24 protein-coding genes and 1 rRNA gene are annotated in these 22,588 nt (G+C 66.8%); 16 read left to right on the top strand and 9 right to left on the bottom strand.

All coding sequences use genetic code 11. The features are described 5' to 3' along the window. The first annotated feature begins 17 nt into the window (after window positions 1-17). From BOO71_RS19215 to BOO71_RS19205, 3 genes are all read left to right on the top strand, one after another. Window positions 18-1,985 (top strand): hypothetical protein, encoded by a 1,968-nt coding sequence (locus tag BOO71_RS19215; RefSeq protein ID WP_139323057.1) that lies wholly within the window; start codon window positions 18-20, stop codon window positions 1,983-1,985. A gap of 75 nt (window positions 1,986-2,060) precedes the next feature. Next, window positions 2,061-2,315: a hypothetical protein gene (locus BOO71_RS19210; protein ID WP_075835092.1), complete on the top strand. Its 255-nt coding sequence runs from the start codon at window positions 2,061-2,063 to the stop codon at window positions 2,313-2,315. Further along, window positions 2,308-2,952, top strand: coding sequence for a phosphoribosylanthranilate isomerase (locus BOO71_RS19205; RefSeq protein WP_075835090.1), 645 nt, complete (start codon window positions 2,308-2,310; stop codon window positions 2,950-2,952). Before BOO71_RS19210 ends, BOO71_RS19205 begins: the two co-directional genes overlap by 8 nt. Before the next feature lie 172 nt (window positions 2,953-3,124). Here the strand turns inward: BOO71_RS19205 and BOO71_RS19200 are convergent, their stop codons facing one another. From BOO71_RS19200 to BOO71_RS19185, 4 genes are all read right to left on the bottom strand, one after another. Beyond that, the gene (locus BOO71_RS19200; RefSeq protein WP_075835088.1) at window positions 3,125-4,027 is read right to left on the bottom strand and encodes a metalloenzyme domain protein; all 903 of its coding nucleotides are present in this window, start codon (window positions 4,025-4,027) and stop codon (window positions 3,125-3,127) included. Window positions 4,028-4,098: 71 nt separating this feature from the next. After that, window positions 4,099-4,452 carry a DUF2089 domain-containing protein gene (locus BOO71_RS19195; RefSeq protein WP_075835086.1) on the bottom strand — a complete coding sequence of 118 codons (354 nt, stop codon included), beginning with the start codon at window positions 4,450-4,452 and terminating at the stop codon, window positions 4,099-4,101. Between the two features lie 20 nt (window positions 4,453-4,472). After that, the gene (locus tag BOO71_RS19190) at window positions 4,473-5,870 is read right to left on the bottom strand and encodes a D-alanyl-D-alanine carboxypeptidase/D-alanyl-D-alanine-endopeptidase (protein ID WP_075835084.1); all 1,398 of its coding nucleotides are present in this window, start codon (window positions 5,868-5,870) and stop codon (window positions 4,473-4,475) included. 131 nt (window positions 5,871-6,001) lie between these two features. After that, window positions 6,002-7,021, bottom strand: coding sequence for a 4Fe-4S binding protein (locus BOO71_RS19185; protein WP_075835082.1), 1,020 nt, complete (start codon window positions 7,019-7,021; stop codon window positions 6,002-6,004). Window positions 7,022-7,164: 143 nt separating this feature from the next. Here BOO71_RS19185 and BOO71_RS19180 point away from each other — a divergent pair, with 143 nt between their 5' ends. The 6 genes from BOO71_RS19180 to BOO71_RS19160 all read left to right on the top strand — a co-directional run bounded on the left by BOO71_RS19180 (window position 7,165) and on the right by BOO71_RS19160 (window position 12,666). After that, complete coding sequence (locus tag BOO71_RS19180) at window positions 7,165-8,712, top strand: ABC transporter permease (protein ID WP_075835168.1); 1,548 nt, start codon at window positions 7,165-7,167, stop codon at window positions 8,710-8,712. A 44-nt stretch (window positions 8,713-8,756) separates the two neighbouring features. Further along, window positions 8,757-8,891 (top strand): hypothetical protein, encoded by a 135-nt coding sequence (locus tag BOO71_RS29100; protein ID WP_303046749.1) that lies wholly within the window; start codon window positions 8,757-8,759, stop codon window positions 8,889-8,891. A 2-nt stretch (window positions 8,892-8,893) separates the two neighbouring features. Next, window positions 8,894-9,868 (top strand): ABC transporter ATP-binding protein, encoded by a 975-nt coding sequence (locus tag BOO71_RS19175; protein WP_075835080.1) that lies wholly within the window; start codon window positions 8,894-8,896, stop codon window positions 9,866-9,868. Window positions 9,869-10,018: 150 nt separating this feature from the next. Then, on the top strand, window positions 10,019-11,074 hold the full coding sequence (locus BOO71_RS19170; RefSeq protein ID WP_075835166.1) for a hypothetical protein: 1,056 nt from the start codon (window positions 10,019-10,021) through the stop codon (window positions 11,072-11,074). Between the two features lie 134 nt (window positions 11,075-11,208). Then, the gene (locus tag BOO71_RS19165; protein WP_075835078.1) at window positions 11,209-11,877 is read left to right on the top strand and encodes a CsgG/HfaB family protein; all 669 of its coding nucleotides are present in this window, start codon (window positions 11,209-11,211) and stop codon (window positions 11,875-11,877) included. 168 nt (window positions 11,878-12,045) lie between these two features. Further along, window positions 12,046-12,666, top strand: a complete 621-nt coding sequence (locus BOO71_RS19160) for a thiamine diphosphokinase (RefSeq protein WP_075835076.1) — start codon at window positions 12,046-12,048, stop codon at window positions 12,664-12,666. A gap of 67 nt (window positions 12,667-12,733) precedes the next feature. Here BOO71_RS19160 and BOO71_RS19155 read toward each other — a convergent pair whose 3' ends face one another. Then, window positions 12,734-14,203, bottom strand: coding sequence for an alpha/beta hydrolase (locus BOO71_RS19155; protein ID WP_254843219.1), 1,470 nt, complete (start codon window positions 14,201-14,203; stop codon window positions 12,734-12,736). Window positions 14,204-14,404: 201 nt separating this feature from the next. Here BOO71_RS19155 and BOO71_RS19150 point away from each other — a divergent pair, with 201 nt between their 5' ends. Genes BOO71_RS19150 through BOO71_RS19135 form a run of 4 tightly spaced genes read left to right on the top strand, consistent with a single transcriptional unit; the run spans window position 14,405 to window position 17,724 of the window. Next, window positions 14,405-15,058 (top strand): hypothetical protein, encoded by a 654-nt coding sequence (locus BOO71_RS19150; RefSeq protein WP_075835074.1) that lies wholly within the window; start codon window positions 14,405-14,407, stop codon window positions 15,056-15,058. A gap of 60 nt (window positions 15,059-15,118) precedes the next feature. Continuing rightward, on the top strand, window positions 15,119-16,495 hold the full coding sequence (gene hemL / locus BOO71_RS19145) for a glutamate-1-semialdehyde 2,1-aminomutase (RefSeq protein ID WP_075835072.1): 1,377 nt from the start codon (window positions 15,119-15,121) through the stop codon (window positions 16,493-16,495). Further along, window positions 16,492-16,920 (top strand): CoA-binding protein, encoded by a 429-nt coding sequence (locus BOO71_RS19140; RefSeq protein WP_075835070.1) that lies wholly within the window; start codon window positions 16,492-16,494, stop codon window positions 16,918-16,920. The genes hemL and BOO71_RS19140 overlap by 4 nt, the downstream gene beginning before the upstream one ends. 12 nt (window positions 16,921-16,932) lie before the next feature. Then, window positions 16,933-17,724: an alpha/beta hydrolase gene (locus BOO71_RS19135; protein ID WP_075835068.1), complete on the top strand. Its 792-nt coding sequence runs from the start codon at window positions 16,933-16,935 to the stop codon at window positions 17,722-17,724. Window positions 17,725-17,732: 8 nt separating this feature from the next. Here BOO71_RS19135 and BOO71_RS19130 read toward each other — a convergent pair whose 3' ends face one another. Further along, window positions 17,733-18,824, bottom strand: coding sequence for a bifunctional nicotinamide-nucleotide adenylyltransferase/Nudix hydroxylase (locus BOO71_RS19130; RefSeq protein ID WP_254843218.1), 1,092 nt, complete (start codon window positions 18,822-18,824; stop codon window positions 17,733-17,735). Window positions 18,825-18,921: 97 nt separating this feature from the next. Between BOO71_RS19130 and BOO71_RS19125 the strand changes: the two genes are divergently transcribed. Next, window positions 18,922-19,419 carry a YbjN domain-containing protein gene (locus tag BOO71_RS19125; RefSeq protein ID WP_075835064.1) on the top strand — a complete coding sequence of 166 codons (498 nt, stop codon included), beginning with the start codon at window positions 18,922-18,924 and terminating at the stop codon, window positions 19,417-19,419. Window positions 19,420-19,568: 149 nt separating this feature from the next. Beyond that, window positions 19,569-19,982 (top strand): methylglyoxal synthase, encoded by a 414-nt coding sequence (locus BOO71_RS19120; protein WP_075835162.1) that lies wholly within the window; start codon window positions 19,569-19,571, stop codon window positions 19,980-19,982. Between the two features lie 33 nt (window positions 19,983-20,015). On the opposite strand, the gene BOO71_RS19115 is transcribed toward BOO71_RS19120, so the two are convergent. Both BOO71_RS19115 and BOO71_RS19110 read right to left on the bottom strand, forming a co-directional pair. Next, window positions 20,016-20,639, bottom strand: a complete 624-nt coding sequence (locus BOO71_RS19115) for a ComF family protein (protein ID WP_075835062.1) — start codon at window positions 20,637-20,639, stop codon at window positions 20,016-20,018. A 244-nt stretch (window positions 20,640-20,883) separates the two neighbouring features. Beyond that, window positions 20,884-21,408 (bottom strand): hypothetical protein, encoded by a 525-nt coding sequence (locus BOO71_RS19110; RefSeq protein ID WP_075835060.1) that lies wholly within the window; start codon window positions 21,406-21,408, stop codon window positions 20,884-20,886. Window positions 21,409-21,619: 211 nt separating this feature from the next. Here BOO71_RS19110 and BOO71_RS19105 point away from each other — a divergent pair, with 211 nt between their 5' ends. Beyond that, window positions 21,620-21,898, top strand: a complete 279-nt coding sequence (locus BOO71_RS19105) for a hypothetical protein (RefSeq protein WP_075835058.1) — start codon at window positions 21,620-21,622, stop codon at window positions 21,896-21,898. 308 nt (window positions 21,899-22,206) lie between these two features. Here BOO71_RS19105 and BOO71_RS19100 read toward each other — a convergent pair. After that, window positions 22,207-22,588, bottom strand: a 16S ribosomal RNA gene (locus BOO71_RS19100); the annotation flags it as partial.

Genomic DNA, 22,588 nt, shown 5'->3' with positions numbered 1-22,588 from the left:
GTATGCTTTTTGCAGTCATGCCCAACGTCTTCCCCCGCCGGTTCTCTGCCCATCTGACGCTTCTCGCCGCCCTGTTGATGGGCGCTGCTCCGGCCCTGGCCCAGACCGAGGGGGGCAGCCCGGTGGGGGGCCTGCTGCCGCTGGTGTCGGTGGGCGAGAAGTGGATTCAGGACGTGGAAAGCTACACCATTCGCGTGCTGCCGCAGGACGCCGGGAAGCCGCTGGGGCTGGAGATCTACTCGCCCACCTTCAATCTGGCCGATTACGTGGACGGGCGGCGCGCGGCGGGGTACTTCGGCGACGAGCTGTATAAGAAAAACGAGGCGTTCACCACCACCTTCACCCTGGTCGGCCCCGGCGGCACGGTGGCCGAGCGCAGGTACGGGCAGAACCGCGCACACACCTGGGACAGTTTTTTTGCGGGTGGCCTGGGGGCCGGGACGTACACGTTGCGGGTCAACAGCAAGGGCGACGGCAAGAATTCCTACGCGCTGCGGGTAGCCTCGCCGTTTGCGCTGGAGACCAGTGACTTCACGGTCAACGCCCGCAGCAACACGCCCGAGCCGTTGCTGGCCGCCCGCCTGAATGTCACGCCCGACTGGGTGGGCAAGACGGTGGGCATCCTGAACTACGACATCGACGGCCCGCAGGAAGCCGAGACCTTCGTGGTACAGCCGGGAGGCAAGCGCGCGAACCTGACGCCCAGCGACAACGGCAAGACCGCCACGGACCGCTTTACCATCACGCCCGAGATGGTGGGCGAGTGGCAGGTCTTTATCCGGGTGCTGCCCACCACCAAGCAGTACAGCAACTCGGTGCGCTACTCGTTCCGTTTAAATGATCAACCGGTCACGGCGCGCGTGGGCGGTTTCAACCCTCCCACCGGGGCCAGAATCGACAACCAGTTGCTGGTGGATGTGGTGGACCCGCAGGGCCGCCCAATTCCGGGGGCGTCCTACACGCTGGTGGGCGAGAGCGCGGTGCGCCCGCAACTGCCGCCCGGCTACGTGCCGATCAGTTCCAGCATCTTGCAGGGGACCGGGAACATCGTCTCGCCCAGCGAGGTGCGCTACCAGCCGGGCTTCACCAAGATCCGTTTCGTGGCCCGCGCACCGGAAGGGCAACTGGCGGTGGACGCCGTGGCGATCTACGGCGATCAGCGCATCCCCCTGACCGGCGTGCCCTTCGAGGTGGCCGGGCGCACCCTGAACACCCCGGCCAATGTGCCGCTCTCGCCCGGCGATTACCCGGTCAAGCCCACACCGATTCCGGGCAGCACCTTCACGCCGCCGTTGCCGGGCCGAGTGACTGACGGCGTGGCGGGCAAGGTGACCATCGAGTACCGGGTGCTGACCGACGTGACGCTGATCACCGCCCCCGACATCGTGAACGCCTGCGACGTGACGCAACTGACCGCCAGCGCCCGCACCGACTTCCCATACCGCCTGCCGGGCCGCCTGAAGCTGAACCTGCCCACCGGCTGGACCAGCGATTACCCGCTGGAAACCTCGGGCGACTTCAGCGGGGGCCAGCCGCTGCGGCTGAAACTGCCGGTGCGCGTGTGCCGCAGCGACACCGCCGAGGCCGTGCTGGACCCCGTGGGCCTGCGGACCACCGGCACCGCGCGGGTGCAGAGTCCAGCCGGGGCGAACGTGACCCGCACGGTGCAGAACGGCGCGCGGGCCAGCCTGACCAAGAATGTGAACGCGGGCGCACAGAACTACGCGGTCACGCTGGTCTTCACCGTAGACAGCACGCTGGAAAACGTTCGCCTGATCGATCCGCTGCCCACGGGCGGCAGCACCCCCGCCGTGCGCGGCCCGCTGCAACTCCAGGGGCCGAGTCTGGCGAACGTGCAGCCGCGCGTGGACGGCGACGCCATTCTGCTCAGCCGTGTGATTCCCGGCACCTACACCCTGACCTACACCCTGTTCAGTGATCTGCCCGCCGATCAGATCGTGACCCCGCCGGACCTGGGCTGGTAAACGCGGGGGCGGACCTGACACGGGCGCTGCCGACGCGCTGTGCGCGTTCCAGCTTCAGCCTTCAGAATGGAAGGTATGTCTGAGCGCCCCGATCCCGAACGTGAACTGAACTTTGCCCGCGAGATCATCGGCCAGCGGGGCTTTCGCGAGGTGCCCGCCGACGAGGTGCTGCGGGAGGCCGAGAGATTGCTGAACGGCTGGATGGCGGGCGATTACCGCATGGAGCGCCCCAAACTGTATGACCACTACGCCCTGCTGCTGCTGGCGTTGCTCCAGAAAAACCGCGATCTGGAAGCCCGGATAGAGGCGCTGGAGGGCCGCAATGGCTGACCCCACACCCCATACCCCACACCCCACGGCCCGGATCAAAATCTGCGGCACCACCTCCGTGGAGGACGCCGTGCAGGCCGCGCAGGCTGGTGCCGACGCCCTGGGCTTTATCTTCGCGCCGATCAGCAAGCGGCTGGTGTCGCCGCAGGTAGCGCGGGCAGCCAGCCTGAGCGTGGGGCCAGCGGTGAGCCGCGTGGGCGTGTTTCTGGATCAGGGCCTGGACGAGGTGCTGCGGACGGCGGAGGCAGCTCGAATGTCGGCGGTGCAACTGCACGGCCCCCTCTCTGACATCTTTGTGCGCGCGGTGGCCGACTTCTACCCGGTGCTGCGCGTGCTGCGCCCTGCCGATCTGGGGGCCAGGGCAGAGGTCTGGGCCAGTGTGCCCACCGTGACCCTGATGGTAGACGCTCCTCAACCGGGCGGCGGCGTCCCCCTGGACTGGGAAAGCCTGCGTGAAACGTTTCCCGCCGGGGCGTGGCTGGCCGGAGGGCTGGGGCCGTGGAACGTGGCCGGGGCCATCCGTGTCTTGCAGCCCGCCTGCGTGGACGCGGTCAGCCAGCTTGAAGCCCGTCCTGGCGTGAAGGATCCGGCAAAAGTGGCGGCATTTATCGGGGCCGTCCGGGCCACCAGCCCCTGAGTTATCCACAGTGAAACGGGAGCCTGTGGATAACTTTGAGGGCCGTGGAACGCCCTGCAATACAGCCCTCAAGATCGTACAGGACGCATAAAATGCTTGCTTGTCACCTATGGAACCTCTGGCTTATCCACAACTTGTCCACAAGCCCTGTGGATAAAATTGTGGATAACTTTCAGGTCAGGGGCAGAGGTGGGCGGGATTGCCCGTTCTCAACGGAACCCAGGCCGAACCACCCGGCGATGATCTGTCCGGCCTCCACCACATTCCTTGCCGCGCCCAGATCGACGCCCGCTCCGGCAAAAGGCACCCGCGCGACGGTGTGGGATTTGGTGTTCAGGTCTTCCAGATTGCCATGATCGCTGCCGATGACCACCCTCGCCCCGCCGTCCAGCAGCCCGGACAGCAGGGCGTCCACGCGGGCCAGATATCCGAAAGCTGCCGTCCGAACGTCCGGCGACGGCCCGGCCTCGCGCCCCAGGTGGCCCAGCAGGTCCCCGAACCACAGATCGGCCACGATCAGGTCATGTTCGCGGGCAGCTTTTGCCAGCGTGCGCCCCACCCCAGCCACCTCAGAGAGCGTCTGAACCGGTGTCCAGGGTTCGCGGTAGCCCAGGCCCAGCGTCGCGCCCAGCGGCGGCACGGCGGGCGGGTTGAGGGGCAGGCCCGCAGCCGTGAACGAGAAGGGAAAACAGCCCATGCGGGGGCGGCGGGCCTGGGCCTCCAGGTACTGGGGGACGTAATGGTTGGCGAGGGCCGCGCGCAGACCCGCCGCTTCCAGCCGCGCGGGCAGACTGGACTGGCGCAGCAGCCGTTGCAGCGTCGGCCCCGGATGCGGGCCGAAGTGTTCGCCCATGCCGTTCTTGCCCATCAGGCGGACCGCGTCCACGCCCGTCAGCCAGCAGCTCTGGCCGGTGCCAGACTGGGGTAGACCGGGCACACCCAGGGTGGTGTCCAGGGCCACCCCGGCGTCAATCAGCGGGCGCAGCGCGGGTAACTCCTCCTCCCACACGCTGCCGGGCGGAGCGTCACTGGGGTGGCCCACACCGTCCAGGGCCAGCCAGACCAGACCGCTCATCGGGACTCCATACCGCCAAGTCTAGGGCCAGAGCGGGGCATTGGCTGGGACAACCGGGTGACCCAGCCCGACTAACGCCGCAGCTTGCGCGCCGCCTCGTCCGGGGTGATCTCGCCGCGTTCCAGGCTGCTCAGAATCTCGGCCTGGGGATCGGCCAGTTCGGGTTCATAGCCGATGGCGCGCAGCAGGGTGTCGAAACGGGCGCGCACGGTGGGGTAACTGACGCCCAGTACGCGCTCCACTTCCTTTAAATTGCCGCGCACGCGGATGTACAGGCGCAGGAATTCCAGGTTGTCGGGGGTCAGGGTGGCGAATTCGTTGAGTTCAAAGGCCCCGCGCACCGTGACGCCGCTGCCCGCGAACCGCAGTTCAGTGACGTGCGGCGCTTCGGATTCGTCGGGAAAGGGCAGGGGCAGGGGGCGCATGAGTCTATTTTACTCGCCGCTCAGTTCTCCGCCGCCAGCACTTCCACGGTCTCGTCCAGCAGGGCGCGCAGGGTCAGGATCGGGGTGTCCAGGGGGCCGTTCATCATCAGGGCGAACGCCAGGGTGTGCCCGCTTTTCGCCGTGACATACCCGGCCAGACTGCTGACGCCGGGCAGCGTGCCGGTCTTGGCCCGCACATCCAGGCCCGCTCCCAGAAAGCGCCGCGCCAGAGTGCCGCCGCGTCCGTCGTGGGCGGGAACATTCTCCCCTGTGCCGCCCTGGGGCAGCGCCTCGATAAAGGCGTTCTGACGCTGGCGGTAGACCTGATCAGGGAAGCCTGAACCCTCAGCAGGCGTGCCCGCCAGCGGATACGGCAGTTCGTACATCACGCGCAGCAGGTCCACCAGGGCGCGGGGGGTCAGGCGGTCCTCACGGCTCAGGCCGCTGCCATCGGCCAGCACCACGCCGCTGAGGTCCACGCCGATGCGGCCCAGGTAGGCCCGTTCGCGCGCCAGTCCGCCGGACAGCGTACCGTTCGCGGCAGGGCGCAGGGCCAGCGTGCCCAGCAGTTCCTCGGCGTTCAGGTTGTCGCTGGGGCGCAGCGTGGCGGCCAGAAACTTCGCCACAGGCGCACTCCGCACACTGGCCACCGCCTGTTCGGGGCGGCGGTCCACGGGGACCACCGGATCGGGGGGCAACGGCCTGCCCTGCTCGTCGGTGCGCGGCAGTGGGAGGTAGGGCTTCAAGGGGGCAGCCCCTCCCACCTGTTCGGATGTCACCCTGATTCCGGCGCGGCGCAGCTCTGCGGTCAATGCCGCGCCCAGCCGACTGTGGGCCGACTCCGCACTGGGCGGCGGCGCATCATGCCACTCCGCGAGGCGCAGGGCCGTCATGGGCAACTCGATGGGGGCGTCCTTCCAGGTGGCCGAATCCAGCCGGGCGTCGTCCAGCCGCACCTGACCCACCACGCGCAGGCCGCGCGCATACGCCTGTTTTGCCAGGGCGCGCAGGCTGTACCCGCTGCCCGACACGCTCAGGGTGGGATCGCCGCTGCCGCGCAGGGTCACGGCCTTCACGCCCGCCTGCCCGATCTGCGCGGCAGGAACGGTCAACTCGGCGCTCCACCAGCCGTCCGCGCCGCCGCGCTCGTTCAGAATGGCCGAGGCCATCACCAGTTTGGTCACGCTGGCGGGGATAAAAGGCGCATCGGGCAGCCTGGTCTGCAACACCCGCCCGGTCTGCAAGTCCTGCACCAGCACGCCTGCGCGCACGCCGGGGGGCAGGCCGCGCAGAACCTTCTGCACGCCCGCGCTGAGGCCGGGTTCGCGTTGCAGAGTCAGGTCTGCCTCCTGCGCCACTGGAACCTGCGCGCCGCCCACGCACAGCAGCAGGCACATCAGGGGCAGAAAACGCGACATCAGGAGGCAGGATAGCGGAGGGGACGGTGGACAGGGGTGGAATCGTCAAAAGATCAGACTGCCGAACAATCTGAACGCCTGCTTTTTTAGCAGTTGGACAGTTGGACCTTCAGAACGTTTGACGCCCTCTGTTACATCACGCTCTCGCCCTCGCGCAGCAGGATCGGCCCGGCGAAGGCGACAGGCAGCCAGTCGGCCTGCTCGTGCATGGCCTGGGGCGGGCAGGAGCGCAGACAGGCCATGCAGCCCGTGCAGGCGGACAGGTTCAGCAGCAGGCTCACGCCGCCGTCGTCCTGAATCTGGCGGTCAATGGCGTCGGTGGGACAGACGTTGTGGCACACCGGACAGTCAATACAGGTGTCGTCCACCACGGGCGCGGGCCAGTGAACCGGAGCGTCGGCGGCGGGCGCGGGCTTGAGGGTCAGCCTGCGCCACTTCCACTCCTCGGGGGTGCGTTCCTCGGGTTCGCTCCAGTCCACGAAGGGCAGGGGCGATTCGGGGATGCTCTGGGCCAGTTGCGCCTTGCCCGCCCGGAACAGCGCCCCGAATGCGCCCCGGCGGGAGACGCGCACGGCCCGCTCGGTGTCCTCTGGGGTGGCGGCGCGCACGGTCACGCGGGCGGGTTTGCCTGTGGCGGCGCGGAGTTGCTGGGCCACTATCACCACAGCTTCCAGGCGCTGTGGAACATCCGGCGCACCCACCGGGCACGTTTCACACTCGCCGTGAATCAGCGTGAGCGGCGTGCCCCACGCGCCCGAGGCCGACACCAGTGCCGGGGTCACGCGGCCCAGGCAGGGCAGTTGGGGGCCGCCCGCGCCGGACTGGGGGCAGGTCAGGCTGGCCTCGCCCTCGCCTGCCGCCACGCCGTCCTCGGCCTTCTGATCGCGCACATTTTGCAGGGTGGGCTGGAGGCTGTATTCCAGCGCCCCGGTGGGACACGCCTGCACGCAGATGCCGCAGCCGGTGCAGGCATCGGCATCGAACTGGATGGACATGCCCACCAGCCCGGTCAGGACGGCGTTGTGGGGGCAGACATCGTGGCAGATGGTGCAGCCGCCCACCGCCTGACGTTCCAGCAGGCAGCGCGGCGGCGTGTAGCGCGGAATGAGGTTGCCGGAATCGTCCAGACGGGAAAGGAGGTTCTGGAGCATGGCTGGAGTCTACGCGGGGGAGGGTGTGGGATGTGGGTTGTCGGGGTGTGGGAAAGGAGAGAGACGGTACGCGGTCTTCTGGCGTTTAGACCTTGGGCCATCCACCTTTGACCATCACCCATCCACCATCTACCATCACCCCCATGACCCCCTCCCGCCTGTCCGGCTGGCTGCTGGCGCTGCCTGCACTGATCTTCACGGTGCTGCTGCTGGCCGTGCCGCTGGGGCGCACGCTGGCCGAGGGCGGCGTCAATCTGGGCGTGTGGCGCGATCCGTACTTCCTGGGCCGCCTGGGCTGGACGCTGACGCAGGCGGGCGGAACGGCGCCGCTGGCGCTGCTGATCGGTGCGCCGCTGGCGTATCTGCTGTCGCGGGCCGACATTCCGGGCAAGGGACTGTTCCTGCGGCTGCTGCTGCTGCCCTTCGTGACACCCACCCTGGTGGCGGTGCTGGGCCTCTCGGCGCTGCTGGGGCCACGCGGCTGGCTGACCACACTGACGGGGGTGGACATCAGCGACACGCCCGCGCTGATCATTCTGGGCAACCTCTTCTTTAACCTACCGGTGATGATCCGGCTGTCCTACGGCGGCTTCTCGCGCGTGCCGCCGCATCTGATCGGCGCGGCGCGGACGCTGGGCGCAAGCGGCTGGCGGGCGGCGCTGGGTGTGGCGCTGCCGCTGGCGCTGCCGGGGCTGGCGGCGGGCATGGTGCTGGTCTTTCTGTACTCTGCCCTCAGCTTCGGGCTGCCGCTGGCGCTGGGCGGCGAACAGTACGCGACGCTGGAGGTGGAGATCTACACCCTGACCGCCCTGCAACTGCGCCTTTCGGAGGCCAGCGCCCTGATCGCCGGGCAACTGCTGCTGACACTGGTGGCGACGTGGGCCTACACAGGTTTAACGCGCGGCGGGGCAGGCGTGCCGTCCTCCGGTCTGCCCCCGGCGCGGGGCGGCGTGCTGGCCGGGATTCTGGGGCTGGGGGCCGTAACGCTACTGATCTGCTTCGCACCTCTGCTGGCGGTGGTGGCGCGCGGACTGCTGGGTTCGGGCGGGCCGACATTGCTGTACTGGCAGGGCATTTTCGCGGACCCGGACACCCCACTGCTGCTGGGCAACACCCTGCGCTTCGGGGCGATGGCGCTGGTGGGCGCAACCGTGCTGGGCAGTTTGTACGCGCTGGGCGCGTGGCTGGCGCGTTCGCGGGTGCTGGACCTGATTTCGCTGCTGCCACTGATGGTCTCGCCCGTGTCGCTGGCGGTGGGCTACCTGCTGGCGTACCCGGCGCTGGCGGCCACACTGCCCATGCTGATCGCGGCGTACACGCTGCTGGCGCTGCCGCTGGTGGTGCGCTCGGTGTTGCCTGCATTGCGCGCCCTGCCGCCCCGTTTATTTGAGGCCGCCCGCACACTTGGAGCTGGCCCGCTGGCCGTTCAACGCACGGTCACGCTGCCGCTGACGCTGCCCGCCCTGCGCGGCGGCGCGGCGCTGGCCCTCGCCACCGTGCTGGGCGAGTTCGGCGCAACCCTGGTGCTGACCCGCCCGGAGTGGGCCACCCTCAGCGTGGGCCTGTACGAACGTCTGGGCCGCCCCGGCGAACGCAATCTGGGCGAGGCGTGTGCGCTGGCCACGGTGCTGCTGCTGCTGTCGGCAACGGCGTTTACGGTGCTAGACGGCGGGGAAGGAGAGGTGACGTGAGAGAATCAGGTATGAACGTCCCACAATCGGATTTCACTCCCGATATGACCATCGACGAACTCCTGGCTGGAATCCCTGAAGAACCGTTGCGTTACGAGGATATTCCCGAATGGAGACCGAGAGGTAGAGAATGGGGCGGGCCACTCTGGGAAGCAGAGGAAGAGGAAGCGGAGAACTAGAATTGACCCTCTCCGCCGCCCTCACCACCCACCACCTCGCCAAGTCCTTCGGCTCCACCCGCGCCGTGCAGGACGTGTCCCTGACCGTGCAGGCAGGCGAAACACTGGCCCTGCTCGGCCCCAGCGGCTGCGGCAAAAGCACCGTGCTGCGGATGGTGGCGGGCCTGGAACGCCCGGATACAGGGCGGGTGGAGGTGGGCGGGCGCGACGTGACCGCCCTGCCACCAGAGGCGCGGCATATCGGGCTGGTGTTTCAGGATTACGCCCTGTTCCCGCATCTGAGCGTGCTGGACAACGTGGCCTACGGCCCCCGCATGCGCGGCGCGGCGCGGGGCGAGGCGCACGGGCGGGCGCAGGAAGCGCTGGTGCTGGTCAACCTGCCAGAACTGGCGGCGCGTAAACCCGCCCAACTGTCTGGCGGGCAGGCGCAGCGGGTGGCGCTGGCCCGCGCATTGGCCACAAATTCGCCCCTGCTGCTGCTGGACGAACCCCTGAGCAATCTGGATGAGCGCCTGCGCGCCGAATTACGCAACGATCTGCGCGAGCTGTTCAGGCGCGTCGGCGCGGGCGTGCTGCTGGTCACGCACGATCAGCGGGAGGCGCTGGCGCTGGCCGGGCAGGTGGCCGTGATGCGCGCCGGGCAACTGGTGCAGACGGGCGCAGCACGCACGGTCTTTGATCAGCCCGCAACCGCCTGGGTGGCTGCCTTTCTGGGCTGGGCGAACGTGCTGGGGCGCGAGGGGGGTCAGGCCCTGCTGGTTCCCGAGAACGCCGTTCGATTGGGCCAGGGAGACATCTTCACGCTGATCTCCCGCCACGCCACGGAGGCGGGCGAGACAGTCACGGTGGCGCATCCGCTGGGGCCGCTGACCCTGAACCTGAGCGCGCGGGAAGTGGGCATGATCGACGGCCAGACCCTGCGGCTGGCTGTGGCTGAGGCGCGGGTGCGGGAAGTGATGGATGACCGACAAGGTTGAACCCGGTCAAAGTTGAACCCGGTTCAGTCACGCACGGTCTAAACAACATCCTGCGGCTGGAAAGAGTGAACTGACCCTTGGGCCGCTATGCTGTGGGTTATCACCACAGATTCATAGGAGGTTCATTTGAAGGCCAGCATTGCCCATGTCATGACCATATCCGCCCTGGCGCTGGGGACGAGTTCCCTGGCCCAGACGGCAGCCACCGATACCACCGTTCTGGAAGTTCAGGTCAGTGGCCCCACCCGTGACGCTGCTTACGGCCAGGCCATCGGCAAGGGCATCGAGGCACTGGTGGCCCGCGTGCTGACGCCCGGCACCCCGGCTTATACCCAGACGGTGGCCGCCATTCCCAGAAACGAGGTCCGGCTGGGCCGCGTGGTGCGGGAGGGAACCGGGGCCGGCGGCGTGACCATGACCGTCGAGATCAGCGCGGCCAGGGGGCTGGTCGAGCGGGCCGTGCTGCGTGCCCAGCCTGGGCTGGCGCAGACCCGGATCGCGGTGATCATTCCAGAGGTCATCCTGCGCCGCCCGGTCCCCGATCCCGCCGCCGAGACCGAGATCGGACGGTCCCTGGTGGAGTCGGGGCTGCGGCTGGTGGACGCCTCGCAACAGGTGCTGAACGCCACGCGGGAAATCGTGCGCGGCAGCCCCAGCCTGAATGCCCAGGCCCTGGCAGAGCTGCGGACCCGTCTGAACGCCGACCTGCTGGTCACCGGGGAAGCCTTCGCCGAGGAATACGGCGCGGTGGCGGGGGGCCTGCGCGGCTACACCGCCCGGCTGGAGGTCAAGGTCATCGACCTCGCCAGCGGGCAGGTGCTGAGTACGCAGGCGTTCCAGGGCAGCGCGGCGGGGGCCACCGACGCCGTGGCCGGCAAAACGGCCCTGATGAACGTGGGCAAGGCGGCGGGGGCGCTGCTGCCCGGCAAGATCATCGGGGCCTTGCAGGGCGCTGGAACCACCGCCCCGCGCGCCTATGTCATGCGCGCGGGGCCGCCCGTCACCTTCGCGCAACTCAACGCCCTGGGCACGCGGCTGCGGGGCAGCAGCACGGTGGGGGCCTTCACCATCCGCTCGGTGGACCAGGCCGGGGCGGTGGCCGAACTGCAATTCACGGGGAGCGTGACCGAACTGGCTGCCCTGCTGGAATCGCTGGGCGTACAGGTGTCCGGGCTGACCGGCAGTGAAATCACTGTTCGGTTCTAGTCCTTGCGTGCCGTCCAGCTTCGTGCCGTCCAGCACATTCACAACTCTCTTCTGTCAGGCGCGGCTCATGGCCCTTCACGGAGCCGGCCACCTCTTCCTATCCGACTCTTCCCGATGACCCTGGAGGTCTCCCGATGAAAGCACTTCACCTGATCTTCGCCGCCGCGCTGCTGGCTGGCCCGGCCCTGGCCCAGACCGCTCCGCCGCCTGTCGCGCCCCCTCCTGTTGCACCCGCCCCAGTTGCGCCCGCACCCCTGAACGCCCCACCAGCCGCCGCCGCGCAGGTCAATGTCGCGGTGGGAATTTTCAAATGCAATGCCGCGCGCTGCACCTCGGAACTGGGTGTCGGGCTGGCCGACGCGCTGATGAACGCCCTGAGCGATACGGGCGCGTTTGCCGTCTACGAGCGCGAGAACGTTCCACAACTGATGCAGAACAACTTTATCGGCACCGGCAGTGACCCCGCCGCCGCCCTCAGCCCGGTGGACGTGCTGGTGTTCGGCAACATCAATAGCTACGAACCCGACTCGGCCAGCGGCCAGGGCTGCTTCATGGGCGTGTGCCTGGGCGGCAAGGAAAGCACCATCGGAGCCGATCTGCGGGTGGTGGATTCCAAGACGGGCCGCGTGATTGCTACCGCCAAAGTGGAAGGCAAGAGCAGCAGCAACAGCGCCGGGTTTTCCCTGGGCGGCTTCAGTCTGGGCGGCAGCAAGTCCAGCGGCGTAGACAAGGCCGTGGGCATAATGCTGGCCCAGGCCGTGCAGTTACTGCAAAGCAAGATTCCGGCCAACTACTACCGCTGACCCGATCCACTAGAGCAGTTCTCCGAATTACGTCACCGGAAAAAGAGACTTCCGGCGACTCCATTCTCTGCTTCGCAGCTTTGCAAGTCCGTCCTGCTCGGCAAAAGTCTCTCGCTTCGCTCGGTCATAAAAATGGTCTTTTTATGACAACTGCTGTAGAATCCGGTCTTGATCGCCTGGATTCTCGTCGGTGGACGGCTGACCCCCACGCCCGCGCTGCTGAAGCTGCCGCGCCCCGCCCTGGTGGTGGCGGCAGACGGCGGCGCACGCCACGCGGCCCCACTGGACGTGGCGGTGGACGCCTGGGTAGGCGACTTCGATTCCTCGGACGGCGTGACGGTGGACGCCCCGCGCGAGGTCCACCCGGCGGCCAAGAACGAAACGGACGCCGAACTGGCCGTGCGGCTGGCCCTGAAACGTGGGGCCACCGAACTGGTTTTCCTGGGAGCCTTCGGCGGACGCTTCGATCACGCGGCGGCATTGCTGCTGGGTGGCGTTCGGCTGGCGCGGGAGGGACTGACAGTTACCCTCAGCAGCGGCGACGAGTGGGCCTGGCCGCTGCTGCCTGCCTCTCCCCTGTCATTGCCTCTGCCCCCCGGCGTGACCCTGAGCGTGGTGGCATGCAGCGACCTGCGCGGCCTGAGCCTGGGCGGCGTGCGCTGGCCCCTGTACGGCGCAGACGTGCCGCTGGGCAGCGGCTGGACGATCAGCAACGAGACGAACGGTGAAGCGGTCACCGCCACGTTGAAGGAAGGTTACGCGCTGGTTACGGCACTCTGGCAGCATTAGAAAGCGAACAGAAGAGGGAGGCGGGCCGCTCACGCGACTGCCTCCCCCTTCCCATCGGGTCCGAACTTCAGTTGCTCAAGGGGGTTGCCACGGTGCAGGCGGCCACGCCGGTCCGGGTTTCGCGGGTGTACTTGCAGCCATAGTTGGGATCGGCCAGCACGGCGGGGGTGGTCACGTCGTCGCCCGCCGGTTTCGCGCCTCCCGCCTCCCACTTCACCAGATCGTTGAAGCCCTCGGCCAGTTCCGCGCCCACGAATTCACAGTGGCCCGCCGCGCGGATGGCCCGCTGCACCAATAGATTGGACTTGCCGTTGGCCGCCACTGCCTTGTTGTAAAGCTGCTCGTGCTTGAACGGCACGTAGAAGTCGCCCGTGGTGTGCATGGTCAGCACTGGCACATTGATCTCGCCGTTGACGCGTGGCAGCCAGCGCAGTGCGCCGGGCCGGGCCGGGTTGGCGTCCGGGTCCGCCTTCACGCGCAGGATGGCGTCGTTGAAGGCTTTCTCGGCCACCGTTTCGGTGGGTCCGGTGGTCCAGCGGTAATCGATGCCGATGTTGCCGTAGAAGTTCTTCGCCAGGATGCCAGTCAGGGTGCCGTCCGAGCCGCCGGTTCCCAGCACCGCGCCCTGCAAGCCTGCGGAGCTGAAGCCCAGGTTGAACACGGGCCGCTCGCCGCCGGTCAGTTGCTTGGCAAGTTCACGCAGCTTGGTGCCCTGGGCATTGTTGACCTGCCACAGAGGGCCGGACGTATCGGTAAACAGCGCCGACAGGATATCGGGCAGCAGTTTCTGGAAATCGGACTGCGGGTACTGTTGCGCACCGTACCCGGCCAGTTGCGCGGCGGCCAGGGTGTAATCGCCCACCCACTGAAATTCGTATTCCTCATCCAGCACGCCGCAGACCGGCATGGCCGCCGCGTAAGTCACCTTGTTCTTCGCGGTGTCCAGGGTTTCTTTCTCCACCGACGCGCTGGCCACATGCCCGCCCATGCTGACGCCCATGATCAGGTATTTGCCGGGTTTGGCCTGTCCAGTCAGTGTCTGGAATTTCAGGGCCAGGGCGTTGGTGTCCTCCACGCCAGACTGCACGTCGTAATAGTTGCTGGAATAGCTGCTGGCCCCCCAGGCGTAGCCCAGCGACAGCCAGTAGGCGCGCAGCGGCGGCTCCTGCACGTTCAGCTTGTCGCCTGTGCCCGCGTAGCCGTGGGTGTACATGATCAGTTGCCCGTTCCACTTGGCCGGAACCTCTAGGGCGTAACCCGCCTTGCCCTGAAGACCGTCGTAGGTGCCCTGATACAGTTGCGCGCCAGCAATGGGCTTGAAGGCTGGGGTGACCGCCGTGAAGGTGCGCGTGTCCTGTTCACGGGTCTGGGGCTGTGGCGTGGGCGGATCAACGATTGGGCTGCCGCAGCTCGCCAGGGTCAGGGTCAGCCCGGTCAGCAGCAGGGACGCCTTGCGCAGGGTCTGGGCGCGGGAAAAGCTGGAACGGGTCTGGGCATTCTCGTGGGCATTCTCGTGGGCATTCTGATGTGCAGTCATGCGGCCTCCAGGGCGTAGAATCGGCGTTGCACTGACCCCCGGCACCGGGCGCGGGCAAGGCGACAGGCAGGGGCGCAGGCTGAGGATTGTGTGAACTGAACGCACGCATTTAGCGCCTGTGACAGCGGACTTGTCAACCTCCGTGCCCTCTTTCGGCCCTGAAGGGGGAACTTCCGGGACCCTGGCCCCGTACAGTGGGGCATGAGACCAAGACGAGGACCGGGATGCGGCTGCCTGGGCTGTGGCGGCGGCGGGCTGCTGGTGCTGGCGCTGCTGGGCGCACTGGCGTGGTTCGTGGTGATCCAGCCTGTGCGCGAATTCGTGGCCGGACTGAACCCGCCGCAGACACAGAGCCAGACGCAGGGCCAGACGACAACACCGGATCAGACTGCTGGAACGACGCCCACCGCCAACGCCGCCCCCCTGACCCAGAGCGACGTGCAGAAGTTTGTCCGCATCCGCCGGGACGTGCGCGCCGCGCTGGGCCAGAGCTTCACCGGGCTGCAATCGGTGTGGGCCGAGGTTCAGGCCGGACAGACGCCCAATCTGCTCCAGGTGGTGAACGTGCTGCGGCAGGCGGGCAGCAGCATCGGCAAGGCCAGGACCGCACAGGATGCCGGACTGGCCCGCGAAAAGATGAGCGCCGGACGTTACGCCGAGGTCCGCAGCGGGGTCAACCGCGCGCTGGGCGTGCCCGATATCGACTTTGCGCAGGCGGCCCAGGCCATCCAGAACGGCCAGTTGCCCAATCTGGACAGCACGGTGACGGCGGCCAGCGCCCGCGAGAAGGAACTGGTGGCCCCCTTCAGGAAGGAGCTGGAACTCACGGCAGCGGTGGGGTTGCTGGGGCTGTGAGGCGGGCGAGTGTCTCTTTCCTCTCCCCCGTCCCGCCCCACCTCCGCTAAGGTGCTGGGCATGACCCAGACCACGACCCAGGCGACTTCTCAAACCGCGCAGTCCGAGGCACTCTTCGCCCGCGCCCGCGCCGTGACGCCGGGGGGCGTGAACAGCCCGGTGCGGGCCTTTAAAAGTGTGGGCGGCACGCCGCGCTTCATCCGCGAGGCCCACGGCGCGTACCTGACCGACGCCGACGGCACGCGTTACATCGATTACATCGGTTCGTGGGGGCCGATGATCCTGGGCCACAACCACCCGGCGGTGCGCGAGGCCGTTGCAGACGCCCTGCAATTCGGCACCAGCTTCGGCGCACCCGGCGAACGCGAGGTGGAACTGGCCGAACTGGTCACGCGGCTGACGGGCACGGATAAGGTGCGCTTTACCAGTAGCGGCACCGAGGCCACCATGAGCGCGTTGCGGCTGGCACGCGGTTTTACTGGCCGCAAGCTGATCGTCAAGTTCCGGGGCAATTACCACGGCCACGCCGACGGCCTGCTGGTAGAGGCGGGCAGCGGCCTGATGACCAACCTGGATGGGGCTTTGGGCGAATCCGCCCCCAGCAGCGCGGGCGTGCCCGAGGAATACGCCGCCCTGACGCTGGTGAGCGAGTACAACGATCCGGCAGCGCTGGACACGTTGATGGCCGAGCGCGGCGCAGAGGTGGCCGCCGTGATCTTCGAGCCGGTGGTGGGCAACGCCGGGGTGCTGATTCCCACCCCCGAATTCCTGGCCGCCCTGCACCGCGTCCAGGGAATGGGCGCGCTGCTGATCGCCGACGAGGTGATGACCGGCTTTCGCCTGAGCCTGAACGGGGCGACGGGGCTGCTGGGCTTGAAGCCGGATCTGACCTGCTGGGGCAAGATCATCGGCGGGGGGCTGCCCGTGGGCGCGTATGGCGGGCGCGGGGACGTGATGGATTTCGTCTCGCCGCAGGGGCCGGTGTATCAGGCCGGGACCCTCAGCGGCAATCCGCTGGCGATGGCGGCGGGGCTGGCGACCCTGCGCACCCTGGAGGCCGACGCGGGGATCTACGGGCGACTGGAGAGCTACACCTCGCAACTGGCAGACGGCCTGAAGACCCTGGCGGCAGGGGCGGGCGTGGCGATCAGCGTCAACCAGATCGGCTCCATGCTCACGCCGTTCTTTCAAGGCGCGCCGCACGGTTCGGTCCGCGATTACGCCCAGGCGGCCCGCAGCGACACCCAGGGGTTCGGCAGGTGGTTTCAGGGCCTGCTGTCACGCGGCATCTACTGGGCACCCTCGCAGTTCGAGAGTATTTTTGTCAGCGCCTCACACACGGGGGCCGAACTGGATGCCACACTGGAGGCCGCTCGTGCCGCCTTCGCTGATCTGAACCAGACCAACCTCGCTGCCCCCGAAGGAGTTTCGCCTTGACCCTCGTGCAATCCAACCCGGAGATCGTCCGCGTCCTGACCGAAAACAAGGTGATCGCCGTGGTGGGCTTTCACCACGACAGCGCCAAGCCCGCCTTTTACGTCCCCGAATACATGTACCGCCAGGGCTACAGCATCATCCCGGTCAATCCCTCGCTGGCGGCGCGCGGCGAGAGTTATTTTGGCCAGAAGGCGGTGGCGACGCTGGCTGAAATTGCCACTCCGGTGGATATCGTGGATGTGTTTCGCCGCAGCGACAAGGTGCCGGACCATCTGGAGGACATCCTGGCAATGCACCCGCTGCCGAAAGTGGTCTGGTTGCAACTGGGCATCCGCAACGACGCCGTGGCCCGCGAACTGACTGCGCGCGGCATCGACGTGGTGCAGGACCGCTGCCTGCTGGCCGATCACCGCGCCCTGCTGTAACCGGGCAGAGGTGTGGAGCCGTTCCCACCGCCCGATCTGGAACTGCTTGAGGATGTCCCGTTCAGCGCCCACGGCCTGAAGCTGGATATCCTCCGTCCCAGAATCAGAAGTCCTGAGCCTGTTCCCGCTGTCCTGCACCTGCACGGCGGGGCGTGGGTAATGTTCGGCAAATGGCCCACCGCCAATGTGTTTCTGGCGCGGGCCGGATTCGTGACCGTCAGTGCGGAGTACCGCCTCGCGCCGGGAGCCACTTTTCCGGCCCAGCTTCATGACGTGCGGGCGGCGGTGCGCTGGCTGAGGGCGCACGCCTCAGCACTGGGCATCGATCCACAGCGCATCGGCGCGTGGGGCGTCAGCGCCGGGGCGCATCTGGCCGGACTGCTGGGCACGGCGGCAGGGGCTGAACTGGAGGACCCAGACGCTGAACATTCCGCCCGCGTGCAGGCGGTGGGCAACGTCAGCGGCGTGATGGATTTTCTCGATCCGGCGTTTCACTTCGGGCCGCAGTCCCTGCCCCTCTTCGGCTCGGCGCTGGCCGACTGCCGGGAACGGGCCGCCCTCGCCAGTCCGCTGACCCATGCCGGGGTCGACTCACCGCCCTTCCTGCATCTGCACGGCACCCATGACGACGAGGTGCCCATCTCGCAGGCCCAGCGGATGCACGCGGCCCTTCAGCATGCCGGAGCAAAGAGCGAACTCGTCGAACTGGACGGCGATCATTACATCAACGACACCCACCGGGCCGAGGTGGAGGCGCGGTTGCTGGCCTTCTTCTGCCGCACGCTGAAGCACACGCCGGGTTAAACCCAACCTCAGCCACGCATCAGAAAATTCTCGATGATCGCATGGTGGTCCTCGAAAAACAGTTCGGGAGAGGACAGCGCCTCGCCCAGCGGCATCCACAGCGCATCGGCGGCGTCGCTTCCGCCCTGAAGCCGTGGCAACTGGCCGATGCCCAGATCGAAGTGGAAGGCGTGGGTCACGGTGCGCCCGCGCAGGCTGCGTTCGGGGTAATCGAAGACGGCGCTGCCGCGCAGGGCGGCCCGCAGGTCCACGCCCGCGCCCAGGCCAGTTTCCTCATGGGTCTCGCGCACGGCGCAGTCCAGCAGGGTCTCGTGTTGCTCCAGAAAGCCGCCGGGCATGGCGAGACGGCCCCGTCCCGGCATCCCGCCGCGCTTGACCAGCAGCACATGACCGCTACGCGTCACGACGGCGTCGGCGGTCACGAACACGGGCGGAAAAGGGGCATCGGCCCAGGCCGCCCGGTACTCACGCAGGTGGTCATACTCGGCGCGCAGCTCGGCGTATTCGGGGGTGGCATGAAAGGCGTCCAGAAAGGCGTGGACAGCAGGCGGCACCATGTCGCGCACCGTGTCCAGATGGCCCCCAAAATACGCCCGGCGCACGTCGGTGGCGCTCAACGGGCTGACCACATGGCTGGGAATGAACTCCCAGGCCGGAAACGAGCGCAGGTAATAGCTGCTGTCGTCCTTGACGTGACCGATCAGGGCCACGTCGCTGCTGCCGCGCGTGAAGTGCTGCACGCCACGCTGCACCTCGGAAAGCCACAGCGCCTCGTTGTAGTAGTAGTCGCGCACATGCACGAACAGCAGCCGCGCGCGGGCGATCCCGGCCTCCAGCAGCATGGCCGTGATGACGTCCTGGCGCTCGTCGGCGGTGAACGGATTCTTGGGATTGCGCGCCGCGCGGGCCGAGCCGATCACCACGATCAGCTTCTGCACGCTTTTCAAGGCCTCCAGCATGACCAGCAGGTGCGCGGCGTGCGGCGGCTCGAAGCGCCCGATATACACGCCAAAGGTGCGTTTGCGGCGCGTGGGCGGCGAAACCAGCGCGGGGTCACGGGGGGTTGCGCCATCAACTGAAGAAGGATCGGGGTCTGACATTCCACTCATCTTCCATAAATCAAAGATGAGAATTATTTAATATCAGCTAAATCCACCCTCTTGCATAGGATCGGGGCAGACCCGCTATTGTGAGCGTATGAACAAAAAAATATTTCTGGCTGGCGCGCTTCTGCTGTCTCTCTCCGGCGCGGCCCTGGCAGGCGGGGCGGGCGCACCCGTAACGGGCGCAAACGCCCAGGTCCAGGCGGCCACCCCCGCCGCCATCGCCGCTGCCCTGCGTGAAGCGGGGTACAAGGTCACCATGAATCCCACCGACCCCGACAGCGATCCCAGCATGACCGTGGATACCGGCGATTACGAGGTAGACGTGTGGCTCAGCGGCTGCAAGGCGGGCATCTGCTCGCGCGCCACGGCCAGCTCCTACTGGGATTACAGCGACGACGAGGGCAGCCTGGACACCGAACTGACCAACGACTGGAACGGCAACTACTACACCCAGGCTTACGTCTACGAAGGATCGTATTACCTGGACAGCACCATGCCCATTCGGGGCGGCTACACCAAGGCCGCGCTGAAAGCCTGGATGGTGGACTATCTGGACGACGTCTCGGCCTTCGAGGAAGAATTGCCCTGAGCCGCGAGGATTGAATCGCGTGGATTGAAGACAGAAGACATTGAATACAGAACGTACGGAGGCCACGACGGTCTCCGTTTTTCTATGCCGCTTCTCTGGATACCGCTTCTCTAGACACCGCCACGTCCAGCCCATGAGAAACTATGCCCATGACCGCACCCATTTCCACGGCGACTTCACGGCAGGTGGCCCTGATCGCGCACGACAAGAAGAAGCTGGAACTGGCCATGTTCGCGCTGGCCCACCGCGACATTCTCTCGCGCTTCCATCTGGTGGCGACAGGGACCACCGGGACCATCCTGCACAAGCAGACGGGGCTGGAGGTAGAGCGGGTGCTGTCGGGGCCACTCGGCGGGGACCAGCAGATCGGCGCGCGGCTGGCCGAGGAACGGGTGCTGGCGGTGTTCTTCTTCCGCGATCCTCTGACCGCCCAGCCCCACGAACCGGATGTCAGCGCCCTGATGCGCCTGTGCGACGTGCATGACATCCCGCTGGCGACCAACCCAGCCAGCGCCCAGGCATTGATGCTGTGGCTGCGCGAACAGATCGACGTCTCTGTCTGACTGTTGTGCCTGACCTCATCTGGCTGCCCCGATTCAGCGGGCGATCACAGCCACGTAAATTTCCCCTGCACCCGCCGCGTATAGGGCGTCCTGACACGCAATGAGCGTACTCCCGGATGTCATCACATCGTCCACGAGCAGCAGGGGACCGGGGGGAAGCCTGCCCGGTCTGACCGCGAATGCTCCGGCCATCTCGTTGCGTCCGGCGGCATGCTGGCGGGCCTGCTGACGTGTGGCGCGGGTGCGGCTCAGGGCGTCCACGCAGACAGTGTCCAGGCAGCGGGCCACCTCGCGGGCCAGCAATTCGGCCTGGTTGTAACCACGCTGGCGCTGGCGGGAGGGATGCAGTGGGACAGGAATAACCGCGCCGATGGCCCAGTTCGCGGGAACGCCCGCCGCCAGTGCCTCGCCCAGTACCCCGGCCAGCTCACGCGCCCCGCCGAATTTCAGGGCGCGGACGGCGCGGCGGCCCACACCCCGGTAACGGCCCAGGGTGACCAGATGCGGCCCAGGATGCGAGCGGAGTGGACTGTGCGACTCGACATGGGCGTGCAGCCCAGCCCGGCACGGATGGCACAGCCCCACCTCCCGGCCCAGTTGCGCGCCGCAGCCAGGGCAGGCGCGGGGAAGCAGGGTTCGCCACAGGCCAGCCAACATGACCGTCAGTCTAGCTGCCAGAACAACGGCTCACCCACGCCACGCGTGTATTTGGCCTGAGCCTGTGGACTTATACGGACTCTGATTAGAAGGTGTTGAAAACACCCGTAATCCGAGCGGGAGGAGCAGCGTCCTCATGGGCGTCTGTTCGCGACGATGGCGAGAAGGAGAAAAACGTGTTCCGGGCGTGGAGTGAAGGGATCGGCGCTGTTCCGATTCCTCCACGTTACAAACGGAATCCGTATTACGCTGCGCCTGTGGCCACCAGCTCGTCCAGAAACAGCGGTGGCGTGGTGTCCTCGATGCGCTGCCACGCGCGCGACAACCCGTCCGGGTCCAGCATCGGGGCGGCCAGGGTCAGGCAGGCCAGATGGTGGGCGCAGACCCGCTGCACGCCGCTATCGCCCAGCCGCGAGCGTTCACTGGCCGTCAGCAACGCGGCAAAGGCGGCGGGATGGCCCAGCGCCGGGTGGCTGCCCTCATCAATGGCGGCGCGCAGAAAGGCGGCCACCTCGGCAGGATTAAGCCAGAACCCGAACATCAACGTGTCCGACAGGCTGTCCAGCCGCCGCATCTGCGCGGCACCCATTCCCTGTTTGATCAGGCTACGGGCCAGATCCTGCCGCTCGATGCGGGTAACGGCGTATTCGGGCAGGGTCAGTTGTTCGCCGCCCGGCGTAACCCGCCCACCCACGGCGGCGCGCAGGCGGTAGGCCAGCACGTAGCCCTGATACTCGCGCAACATCTCCGACACCGGCACACCGCTCATGGGCGCAGTCTAACGGTCCGGTGGCGGCCCATATGGTGATTTTCACGCGGTTGCCCGGCCTGCGCCACTGCCTCATTTGTAGATCCTGTCTACTCAACTCTAACGGCGGTGGGACAAACGCTGGAACGCAGTCTGCGTAGGATATAAGCAATCAAAATCAGGACAGGATAGAGGAAAGAGGGCGGGCCACGGCCCAGAGGAGCAGTGATCCATGCATCTGCTGAGACAGGCATATCCATTCGAGTACCGCACGGCGGGCGGCCTGGACGCCGAGGCCCAGGCAGACCTGTGGGTCACGGTCAGTGGCAGCCGCGCTGTGCTGGTCCTGCGTGGTTGCCCGATTGGGGACGTACCAGCAGCCATGAACACGCTGCATCACACCTGGCTGCCCTATCTGCTGCACCCGGAGACCCAGATGCTGGCCCTGGCCCTGCACCCCCGCCGGGAAGGTGTCAAAGCCCGCGCATTGGTGCTGCCTCTGAGCGCCTAGAACCACCAGTTGTGAGGAATGAAGGAATGTTGACTCACCGCTACCCGGCTGCCTGCTTCCTTTGTTTGTACCGTGATTGACGCACTACAGTACGGGGACAGAGCACGAGTGTGTGTTCTGCCGCGTGTCGTTTGTATCGATGAGACTTTCGGGCATATGTGAATCTGAACAGATGCTTCGCTAACGGGCGGAAGCATTTCGCTGCTTACCAGAATCAAACAACCAAGACACAATAAAAAAGCGCCTCAAAACCATTACAGTTTTGAGGCGCTTATGAACGCATCTGGTGTTGAAGAATGTGACCTGTTAAAGGAGGTGATCCAACCGCACCTTCCGGTACAGTTACCTTGTTACGACTTCACCCCAGTCATGAACCACAGCCTAGACGCCTGCCTTTCAGCTCCCGGCGGTTTGAGCTGCAATTTACTCCCGTGGTGTGACGGGCGGTGTGTACAAGGCCCGGGAACGTATTCACCGCGGTATGCTGACCCGCGATTACTAGCGATTCCAACTTCACGGAGTCGAGTTGCAGACTCCGATCTGAACTGGGGATGGCTTTTGGCGATTCGCTCACTCTCGCGAGTTGGCTGCGCGTTGTACCATCCATTGTAGCACGTGTGTAGCCCAGGTCGTAAGGACCATGCTGACTAGACGTCATCCCCGCCTTCCTCCTACTTTCATAGGCAGTCC

The sequence above is a fragment of the Deinococcus marmoris genome (assembly GCF_001949125.1).
Classification (GTDB): Bacteria; Deinococcota; Deinococci; order Deinococcales; family Deinococcaceae; genus Deinococcus; species Deinococcus marmoris_A.
This window is presented reverse-complemented; position numbering and strand designations above follow the sequence as displayed.

What these genes read in the sequence shown, in the direction of transcription:
- BOO71_RS19215 (WP_139323057.1), top strand. Translation starts at nt 18, where the DNA reads ATGCCCAACGTCTTCCCCCGCCGGTTCTCTGCCCATCTGACGCTTCTC.
- BOO71_RS19155 (WP_254843219.1), bottom strand. Translation starts at nt 14,203, where the DNA reads ATGACTGCACATCAGAATGCCCACGAGAATGCCCACGAGAATGCCCAG.
- BOO71_RS19150 (WP_075835074.1), top strand. Translation starts at nt 14,405, where the DNA reads ATGAGACCAAGACGAGGACCGGGATGCGGCTGCCTGGGCTGTGGCGGC.
- BOO71_RS19195 (WP_075835086.1), bottom strand. Translation starts at nt 4,452, where the DNA reads ATGCGCCCCCTGCCCCTGCCCTTTCCCGACGAATCCGAAGCGCCGCAC.
- BOO71_RS29100 (WP_303046749.1), top strand. Translation starts at nt 8,757, where the DNA reads ATGACCATCGACGAACTCCTGGCTGGAATCCCTGAAGAACCGTTGCGT.
- BOO71_RS19200 (WP_075835088.1), bottom strand. Translation starts at nt 4,027, where the DNA reads ATGAGCGGTCTGGTCTGGCTGGCCCTGGACGGTGTGGGCCACCCCAGT.
- BOO71_RS19205 (WP_075835090.1), top strand. Translation starts at nt 2,308, where the DNA reads ATGGCTGACCCCACACCCCATACCCCACACCCCACGGCCCGGATCAAA.
- BOO71_RS19210 (WP_075835092.1), top strand. Translation starts at nt 2,061, where the DNA reads ATGTCTGAGCGCCCCGATCCCGAACGTGAACTGAACTTTGCCCGCGAG.
- BOO71_RS19130 (WP_254843218.1), bottom strand. Translation starts at nt 18,824, where the DNA reads ATGTCAGACCCCGATCCTTCTTCAGTTGATGGCGCAACCCCCCGTGAC.
- BOO71_RS19165 (WP_075835078.1), top strand. Translation starts at nt 11,209, where the DNA reads ATGAAAGCACTTCACCTGATCTTCGCCGCCGCGCTGCTGGCTGGCCCG.
- hemL (WP_075835072.1), top strand. Translation starts at nt 15,119, where the DNA reads ATGACCCAGACCACGACCCAGGCGACTTCTCAAACCGCGCAGTCCGAG.
- BOO71_RS19185 (WP_075835082.1), bottom strand. Translation starts at nt 7,021, where the DNA reads ATGCTCCAGAACCTCCTTTCCCGTCTGGACGATTCCGGCAACCTCATT.
- BOO71_RS19105 (WP_075835058.1), top strand. Translation starts at nt 21,620, where the DNA reads ATGCATCTGCTGAGACAGGCATATCCATTCGAGTACCGCACGGCGGGC.
- BOO71_RS19180 (WP_075835168.1), top strand. Translation starts at nt 7,165, where the DNA reads ATGACCCCCTCCCGCCTGTCCGGCTGGCTGCTGGCGCTGCCTGCACTG.
- BOO71_RS19120 (WP_075835162.1), top strand. Translation starts at nt 19,569, where the DNA reads ATGACCGCACCCATTTCCACGGCGACTTCACGGCAGGTGGCCCTGATC.
- BOO71_RS19115 (WP_075835062.1), bottom strand. Translation starts at nt 20,639, where the DNA reads ATGTTGGCTGGCCTGTGGCGAACCCTGCTTCCCCGCGCCTGCCCTGGC.
- BOO71_RS19110 (WP_075835060.1), bottom strand. Translation starts at nt 21,408, where the DNA reads ATGAGCGGTGTGCCGGTGTCGGAGATGTTGCGCGAGTATCAGGGCTAC.
- BOO71_RS19170 (WP_075835166.1), top strand. Translation starts at nt 10,019, where the DNA reads ATGACCATATCCGCCCTGGCGCTGGGGACGAGTTCCCTGGCCCAGACG.
- BOO71_RS19125 (WP_075835064.1), top strand. Translation starts at nt 18,922, where the DNA reads ATGAACAAAAAAATATTTCTGGCTGGCGCGCTTCTGCTGTCTCTCTCC.
- BOO71_RS19190 (WP_075835084.1), bottom strand. Translation starts at nt 5,870, where the DNA reads ATGTCGCGTTTTCTGCCCCTGATGTGCCTGCTGCTGTGCGTGGGCGGC.